The 7,482-nt window shown below is 70.7% G+C and carries 7 protein-coding genes; 6 read left to right on the forward strand and 1 reads right to left on the reverse strand.

The window, feature by feature from the left end:
• Positions 1-329 precede the first annotated feature (329 nt).
• Positions 330-1,094 carry a FadR/GntR family transcriptional regulator gene (locus ACFWGJ_RS39435; RefSeq protein ID WP_387333784.1) on the reverse strand — a complete coding sequence of 255 codons (765 nt, stop codon included), beginning with the start codon at positions 1,092-1,094 and terminating at the stop codon, positions 330-332.
• A gap of 246 nt (positions 1,095-1,340) precedes the next feature.
• Here ACFWGJ_RS39435 and ACFWGJ_RS39440 point away from each other — a divergent pair, with 246 nt between their 5' ends.
• Genes ACFWGJ_RS39440 through ACFWGJ_RS39465 form a run of 6 tightly spaced genes read left to right on the forward strand, consistent with a single transcriptional unit; the run spans position 1,341 to position 7,441 of the window.
• Entirely contained in the window at positions 1,341-2,708 is a 1,368-nt protein-coding gene (locus ACFWGJ_RS39440; protein WP_387333785.1) for an MFS transporter, read from the forward strand.
• A complete protein-coding gene (locus ACFWGJ_RS39445; RefSeq protein WP_387333786.1) occupies positions 2,705-4,450 on the forward strand; it encodes a dihydroxyacetone kinase family protein in 1,746 nt (581 codons plus the stop codon). Before ACFWGJ_RS39440 ends, ACFWGJ_RS39445 begins: the two co-directional genes overlap by 4 nt.
• 12 nt (positions 4,451-4,462) lie before the next feature.
• Positions 4,463-4,954, forward strand: a complete 492-nt coding sequence (locus ACFWGJ_RS39450) for a ribose-5-phosphate isomerase (RefSeq protein WP_366783761.1) — start codon at positions 4,463-4,465, stop codon at positions 4,952-4,954.
• Positions 4,954-5,757, forward strand: a complete 804-nt coding sequence (locus ACFWGJ_RS39455) for a triose-phosphate isomerase (RefSeq protein ID WP_387333787.1) — start codon at positions 4,954-4,956, stop codon at positions 5,755-5,757. Before ACFWGJ_RS39450 ends, ACFWGJ_RS39455 begins: the two co-directional genes overlap by 1 nt.
• Positions 5,757-6,566 (forward strand): sugar phosphate isomerase/epimerase family protein, encoded by an 810-nt coding sequence (locus tag ACFWGJ_RS39460; RefSeq protein WP_387333788.1) that lies wholly within the window; start codon positions 5,757-5,759, stop codon positions 6,564-6,566. Before ACFWGJ_RS39455 ends, ACFWGJ_RS39460 begins: the two co-directional genes overlap by 1 nt.
• On the forward strand, positions 6,566-7,441 hold the full coding sequence (locus tag ACFWGJ_RS39465) for a phosphogluconate dehydrogenase C-terminal domain-containing protein (protein ID WP_366783764.1): 876 nt from the start codon (positions 6,566-6,568) through the stop codon (positions 7,439-7,441). The genes ACFWGJ_RS39460 and ACFWGJ_RS39465 overlap by 1 nt, the downstream gene beginning before the upstream one ends.
• The last annotated feature ends 41 nt before the right edge of the window (positions 7,442-7,482 follow it).

Genomic DNA, 7,482 nt, shown 5'->3' on the forward strand with positions numbered 1-7,482 from the left:
GCGGGGAACTGCGCGATCGTGTACGTCAGCCACGACGCTGCCGCACCCGGGGACGCGCCCTTTGAGGGGCGCGGGGAACTGCGCATTCGTGTAGGCCCGCCACAATGTTGCCGCACCTGGGGACGCGCCCTTTTGGGGGCGCGGGGAACTGCGCAATCGTGTACGTCAGCCACGACGCTGCCGCACCCGGGGACGCGCCCTTTGAGGGGCGCGGGGAACTGCGCAATCGTGTAGGCCCGCCACAACGTCGCCGCGCCCAGGGACGGGCCCTATGGGGGCGCGGGGAACTGCGCAGTCTTTTGGCGCGGCCGCCATCCGGGCCGAGGTGACTACGGGGCCCCCGCGTCCACGGACTCGCGCAGGCGTCGGCTCGCCATCACCATGTGATCCGCCATCGCCCGATCCGCCGCCTCAGGATCCCGCGCCCGCAAAGCCCCCAGCACCGCGTCGTGCTCGCACAAGGTCCCACTGACCGTGCCCTCGATGTCACTGACCCGTTCCATCCACACCTGGAGCAGCGCCCGGATGCTGTGCAGGATGTCGCTCAGCACACTGTTGCGCGCGATCCGGGCCAGCTCCAGGTGGAAGTCGATGTCCGCGTCGATGAAGGCCTTGGCGTCGCCACCGGCGGCCCGCATGTGCTGCAGGTGCTCCTCCAGCCGGGACAGGTCCTCGTCCGTGGCCCGCTCCGCCGCGAGCCGCGCCGACACCGCCTCCAGATACGTACGCACCTCCACCAGATCCTGCGTACGCCGCTGCCCCAGCATCAGCCCCCAGTTGATCGCCCTCGGCAGGAACTCCGACGTGCCCTCGCGCACGTACGAGCCGGAGCCGGGCCGGATCTCGATGATGCCGAGCACGTCCAGCGCGGACAGCGCCCCGCGGACGCTGGAGCGGGCGACGCCGAGCGCCTCGGCGAGCTGGCGCTCGGCGGGCAGGCGCGTACCGGGCTTGATGTCGCCCGCCGACAGGTGGTCGAGGAGCCGCTTGGCGACCTCGCTGACGGAGGACTCGCGCACCACGGGGCGCAGGAGTTGGGCGAGGTCGGGGGCGGCCCCGGAGGTCTGGTCGTCGGGCTGACTGGTCACGGTCACCAGTCAACCAGATCCGTCCCGCAGAGGGCTGACCTGCCGGTTCTTCAGCGATCCGGCCGCGCCGAAGGTCGGGTTTGTCAAGAGTTGCGAGAGGGTCGAATATGAGACCGTCCTCACATTGGTAAATTGGTGACCAATTTGAGGAGTCGGCATAGCGTGAAACCGTTCCGGTCGACCGCCCCTGTGGCGAGCCGTCCGGCCTGACCCACCCCGGACGGAGCTGTCCGGGCGAGCCGAGGAGTCGCCATGGTTGCCGACGCGCCATCCGCGGCAGTCGAAAGAACTGCCATCAAGAAGGTCTCAGTCCGCCTCGTGCCGTTCGTGGCACTGATGTTCTTCGTGAACTACCTGGACCGCACAGCCGTTTCATTCGCCGAGCCGAACGGCATGGGCCAGGACCTGGCGCTCACCGCCGCCCAGTTCGGCTTCGCGTCCGGGATCTTCTTCCTCGGTTACATCGTGCTTGAGGTCCCCAGCAACATGGCCCTGCACCGCTTCGGTGCCCGCCGCTGGCTGGCCCGGATCATGGTGACCTGGGGCATCGTCTCCCTCCTGTTCACCTGGGTGGACAGTACGGGCCAGCTCTACACCCTGCGGTTCCTGCTCGGTGTGGCGGAAGCGGGCTTCTTCCCCGGCGCGATCCTCTTCCTCAGCCAGTGGGTGCCCTCACGGCACCGCACCAAGATCCTCGGGCTCTTCTACCTGGCGCAGCCGCTGACCACCGTCCTCGGCGCCCCGCTGGCGGGCTGGCTCATCGGCCACCACGGACTGTTCGGCCTTGAGGGCTGGCGCGTGATGTTCCTGTTCGTGTCGGTGCCGGCCATCCTCCTGGGTGTCATCGCGTGGTTCTACCTCATCGACAAGCCCGCCGACGCGAAGTGGCTCACGCCTGCCGAGCGCGACTGGCTGACCGACGAGCTCGCCGCGGAGAACGCGCAGAAGACGGGCCACGACGACAAGCACGCCAAGGGAGACCTCAAGAAGGCCTTCACCAACGGCCGTGTCTGGGTGCTGGCGATGGTCTACTTCGGCTTCGTCTACGGCCTGTACGCCCTCGCGTTCTTCCTGCCGACGATCATCGACGGCTTCCAGGAGCAGTACGACACCACGTTCAGCGTCATGGACAAGGCCTGGATCACCGCGATCCCGTACCTGCCCGCCGCGGTCGTCCTCTTCTTCTGGACACGCCATGCCACCAAGCACGGCACCCGCGTCTGGCATGTGGCCGGACCCGCCGTGGTGGGCGGTGTCACCATCCCGCTCGCCCTCTACATGGGCTCCCCGACCGCGACGGTCGCGGTGATCACCGTGACCGCGTGTTCCATCTTCGCGGCCCTGCCCGTCTTCTGGTCCGTACCCTCCCGCTTCCTGACCGGAGCCGCGGCAGCCGCGGGAATCGCCCTGATCAACACCGCGGGCAACGTCGCCGGATTCGCGTCCAGCTACATCACCGGCTGGCTCAAGGACTGGACCGGCGCCTACTACGTACCGCTCTACCTGGTCGGCTTCTTCATGCTCCTGTCCGCGGTCCTGATGATCTGGCTCTCCGCCCGGGGCGGCACCGCGGAACCGGCCACCGCAGCAGAGAACAAGCCCATGGAGGCCCTTCGATGACCCGGCTCTTCAACGACCCCGCGGCCTTCGCCGACGAGGCCCTCGAAGGCTTCGCCGCCGCCCACCGCGGCTGGGTGCGCCCCGTCACCGGAGGGGTCGTCCGCGCCGCCGGAACCCCCGCCGGGCAGGTCGCCGTCGTCGTCGGCGGCGGATCGGGCCACTACCCGGCCTTCTCCGGACTGGTCGGCCGGGGCCTCGCGCACGGCGCCGCCGTCGGCAACGTCTTCGCCTCGCCCTCCGCACAGCAGATCCGAAATGTTGCACGGTCCGCCGACGGCGGCGCGGGCGTCCTGCTGATGTACGGCAACTACGCGGGCGACGTCCTGCACTTCGGACAGGCCGCCGAACGCCTGGCGGGCGACGGCATCGAGGCCCGTACCTTCGCCGTCACCGACGACATCTCCTCCGCCGCGCCGGAGGAGTCCGCCAAGCGCCGCGGTATCGCGGGCGACCTGCCCGTCTTCAAGGCGGCAGCCGCCGCGGCCGAGGAGGGCCTGCCGCTGGACGAGGTGCTGCGCGTGGCCGAACACGCCAACGCCCGCACCCGCTCCTTCGGCATCGCCTTCTCCGGCTGCACCCTGCCCGGCGCCGACCACCCCCTGTTCACCGTCCCCGAGGCCCGGATGGCCGTCGGCCTCGGCATCCACGGGGAGCCCGGCATCGGCGAGGAGTCCCTGCCGACCGCCGACGAGGCGGCCCGGCTGATGGTCGCCGCCCTCCTGAAGGAACTCCCCGAGGGCGTCGGCACACCCGCCGGACAGCGCGCCGCCGTGATACTCAACGGCCTGGGCTCGGTCAAGTACGAGGAACTGTTCGTCGTCTACCGCACGGTCGCCGCCCTGCTCGGCGACGCGGGCGTGGACATCGTCGACCCGGAGGTCGGCGAACTCGTCACCAGCTTCGACATGGCCGGCGTGTCCCTCACCCTGACCTGGCTCGACGACCGGCTAGAGCAGCTGTGGCGCGCTCCGGCCGACACCCCGGCCTACCGCAAGGGCTCCCCCCTCGCACAGGAGCCGGCGGCCGAGGCGGCACGCCATGTCGAGGACGCCGACGACACGCGCGTCCCGGACGCCACCGAGGAGTCCCGCGGCTCGGCCGCCCACGTCCTGGCGGCGCTGAACGCCGTCGCGGACATCGTCGACACACACGCCGACGAACTCGGCCGCATCGACGCGGTGGCCGGCGACGGCGACCACGGCATCGGCATGCAGCGCGGCACAACGGCCGCTCTTGAGGCCGCAGTTCGCGCCCACGACCTGGGCGCCGGCGCCGGAACCGTCCTCGTCCACGCCGCAGACGCCTGGGCCGACAAGGCCGGCGGCACCTCCGGCGCCCTGTGGGGCACCATCCTGCGCTCCCTCGGTACGCGCCTCGGCGACCAGGACGCCCCGACCGCGGCCGCGGTCGCCCAGGGAGTCTCGGACGCCTCCGACGCCGTACGCCGACTGGGCGGCGCCGAGGTCGGCGACAAGACGATGGTCGACGTCCTCGTGCCCTTCGCCGACACCCTCGCCGAGGCCGCGGGCGAAGGCCTGCCGCTCACCGAGTCCTGGCAGCGCGCCGCCGTCACCGCCGAGAAGGCCGCCGCCGCCACCGCCGACCTGCTGCCCCGCAAGGGCCGCGCCCGGCCGCACGCCGAGAAGTCCCTGGGCACCCCCGACGCGGGCGCCCACTCGCTCGCCCTCATCACCCGCGCCGTATACGGCGTCCTGCCCGACCACCCGCTCGACCAGCACTGAGGAAAAGCCGCCATGACCGACAAGCTCCGTATCGTCGTCGGATCCGACGACGCAGGCCACCAGTACAAGGAAGCCCTCAAGCAGGACCTGCTGGGCAGTTCGCTGGTCGCCGAGGTCACCGATGTCGGCGTCGACGCCGACGGCCACACCGCCTACCCCAAGGTCGCCATCGCCGCCGCCGAGATGGTCGCCCGCGGCGAGGCCGACCGCGCCCTCCTGGTGTGCGGCACCGGACTCGGCGTCGCCATCGCGGCCAACAAGGTCAAGGGCATCCGCGCCGTCACCGCCCACGACTCCTTCTCCGTCGAGCGGGCCGTCCTGTCCAACAACGCGCAGATCCTGACCTTCGGCCAGCGCGTCGTCGGCCTCGAACTCGCCCGCCGCCTCGCCGCCGAATGGCTCACCTACCGCTTCGACGAGACCTCCGCGTCCGCGGCGAAGGTCCAGCTCATGAGCGACTACGAGGACGCCTCCGAGGACGCCGACGCCGGGGCGGCGGCCTGATGCCCGCCCCCACCCGGCCGCCCCTGCTGCTGGGGGTGAGCCTGAAGATGTACTTCGGCCATCACCAGACGCTCAACTGGGCCCGGAAGATCGCCACTCTGGCCGACCAGCATCCCGCCGTGACCTCCGGCGAGGCCCGCCTCTTCGTCCTGCCGGCCTTCCCGACCCTGATCCCGGCCGCCGGAATCCTCGCGCCCTACGGCATCGCACTCGGCGCCCAGGACCTCGCCACCGAGGACACAGGACCGTACACCGGCGAGGTCGGCGGCCCCCTCCTCAAGGAGATCGGCTGCCGCTACGCCGAGGTTGGCCACGCCGAGCGCCGCCGCCTGTACGGCGAGGGCGACACGGTGGTCGCCGCCAAGACGGCCGCCGCCCTGCGCAACGGCCTCACCCCCGTGCTGTGCATCGGCGAACGCGACCGGGGCACACCCCAGGAGGCGGCCGAACGCACGGTCGCCGAGGCCGCCCGTCTCCTCCACGGCCTGGACGGCACGGTCGTCCTCGCGTACGAGCCGCAGTGGGCCATCGGCGCACCGGAACCTGCCTCCGCCGAACACATCGCCACCGTGTGCACCGCCCTGCGGGAGTGGCTCGACACCCGCCCCCAGCACACCGGTTCGCAGGTCATCTACGGCGGCAGCGCGGGCCCCGGCCTGCTCACCCGTCTCGGAGGAGCGGCGGACGGCCTCTTCCTCGGCCGCTTCGCCCACGACCCGGACAACGTCCGCGCGATCCTCGACGAGATCCGCGCCCCGGCCGACGACGAGTTCAAAGCCCCGGCTGACACGGCGGTGGCGTGATGGCCTACGGCATCAGCACGTACGCGTACTTCTGGCGCTTCTCGTCCCGGGCACCCCGGCCGATGACACTCGCCGAGATGCTGCGCGACACCGCCGAACTGGGCGGCCAGGTCTTCCAGATCTGCGACTACGCACCCATCGAGTCGTACGACTCCGCGCAACTGGCCGACGTACGCGCCACGGCCGACGACCTCGGCCTGCGCCTGGAACTCGGCACCCGCGGCGTCCGCCCCGCCCATCTGCTCAAGTACCTGGACATGGCACGACAGTTGGACGTCACCCTGGTCCGCTCCATGCTCAACACGGCGGACCACCGGCCGGACACCACCGAGGCGGTCTCCCTCCTCAAGGAGGCGGTGCCCCCCTACGAGGGCGCCGGTGTCACCCTCGGCCTGGAGACCTACGAGCAGGTGTCGACCGACGACCTGCTGGCTGTCGTACGCGGGGTCGACAGCGAGCGGCTCGGAGTCGTCCTCGACCCGGGCAACAGCGTCGCCCGCCTGGAACGGCCGGTGGACGTCGTGACCGCCACCGCGCCGCACGTGGTCAACATCCACGTCAAGGACTTCGCCTTCACCCGCAGGGACGGCTGGGTCGGCTTCACCTACGCCGGCTGCCCCCTCGGCGAAGGCCTCCTGGACTACGACGCGATGATCGCCGCCGTACGGGCCGCCCGGCCGGACGCGGACGGCATCAACCAGATCGTGGAGCACTGGCTCCCGTGGCAGGACGAGGGCTTCGACGCCACCGCCCGGCTCGAAGACCAGTGGACACAGCACAGCATCAACACCCTTCTGAGGAGCGAGTAATGGCCACCGAGATCCAGACCCAGGTCGACGTCAAGACCGTCGCCGTCATCGGGGCCGCCGGCAAGATGGGCCAGCGCGTCTCCAACAACCTGGTCGAGAGCGACTTCCGGGTGCTCTTCAGCGAGGCCTCGCCCAAGGGCCAGGAGCTGATCCGCGAGCTGGGCCGCGAACTGACCGAGTCCGCCGACGCCGTCGCCGAGGCCGACGTGGTCATCCTCGCCGTCCCGGACGTCGTCCTCGGCAAGGTCTCCGAAGAACTCGTCCCGCTGATGAAGCCGGACACGGTCGTGCTCACCCTCGACCCGGCCGCCGCGTACGCCGGACTGCTGTTCAACCGCGAGGACATCCACTACGCGTGTGCCCACCCCTGCCACCCGTCGGTGTTCCTGGAGCGAACCACCAAGGAGGAGTGGCAGGACACCTTCGGTGGCATCGCTGCCCCGCAGGAGGTCGTGGCCGCGTACGAGGGCGGCGACGAGGCCAAGCAGGAGCTGGCCGACTCGGTCATCCGCGTGATGTACGCGCCCGTGGTCGACGTCCACTGGGTCACCGTCAAGCAGCTCGCCGTCCTGGAGCCGACCCTCGTCGAGACGATCGCCTGCATGGTCGGCGCCCTCCTCACCGAGGCGCTGCACGAGACGGTCCACACCGTCGGCGTCCCGGAGAAGGCGGCCCGCGCGATGCTCCTGGGCCACACCCAGGTCGCCCTCGCGAACACCCTCAAGGGTTCCAACCCGTTCTCGGACGCCTGCCTGATCGCCATGGACTACGGCCGCGAGTCCATCGTGCGCGACGACTGGAAGAAGGTCTTCGAGGACGACGAGCTCGACAAGGTCATCACGCGCATGCTGAAGATCAAGGAGATCAAGCGCTGACGCGTCCCGAGCCACCGGAGCCGGTGCCGGCCACCTGACGC

The sequence above is a fragment of the Streptomyces sp. NPDC060205 genome (genome assembly GCF_042728395.1).
In the GTDB taxonomy this organism is placed as follows: domain Bacteria; phylum Actinomycetota; class Actinomycetes; order Streptomycetales; family Streptomycetaceae; genus Streptomyces.

Excerpts from the sequence above, each read along its gene's own strand:
- ACFWGJ_RS39450 (WP_366783761.1), top strand. The coding sequence starts at position 4,463 with ATGACCGACAAGCTCCGTATCGTCGTCGGATCCGACGACGCAGGCCAC.
- ACFWGJ_RS39445 (WP_387333786.1), top strand. The coding sequence starts at position 2,705 with ATGACCCGGCTCTTCAACGACCCCGCGGCCTTCGCCGACGAGGCCCTC.
- ACFWGJ_RS39455 (WP_387333787.1), top strand. The coding sequence starts at position 4,954 with ATGCCCGCCCCCACCCGGCCGCCCCTGCTGCTGGGGGTGAGCCTGAAG.
- ACFWGJ_RS39465 (WP_366783764.1), top strand. The coding sequence starts at position 6,566 with ATGGCCACCGAGATCCAGACCCAGGTCGACGTCAAGACCGTCGCCGTC.
- ACFWGJ_RS39440 (WP_387333785.1), top strand. The coding sequence starts at position 1,341 with ATGGTTGCCGACGCGCCATCCGCGGCAGTCGAAAGAACTGCCATCAAG.
- ACFWGJ_RS39460 (WP_387333788.1), top strand. The coding sequence starts at position 5,757 with ATGGCCTACGGCATCAGCACGTACGCGTACTTCTGGCGCTTCTCGTCC.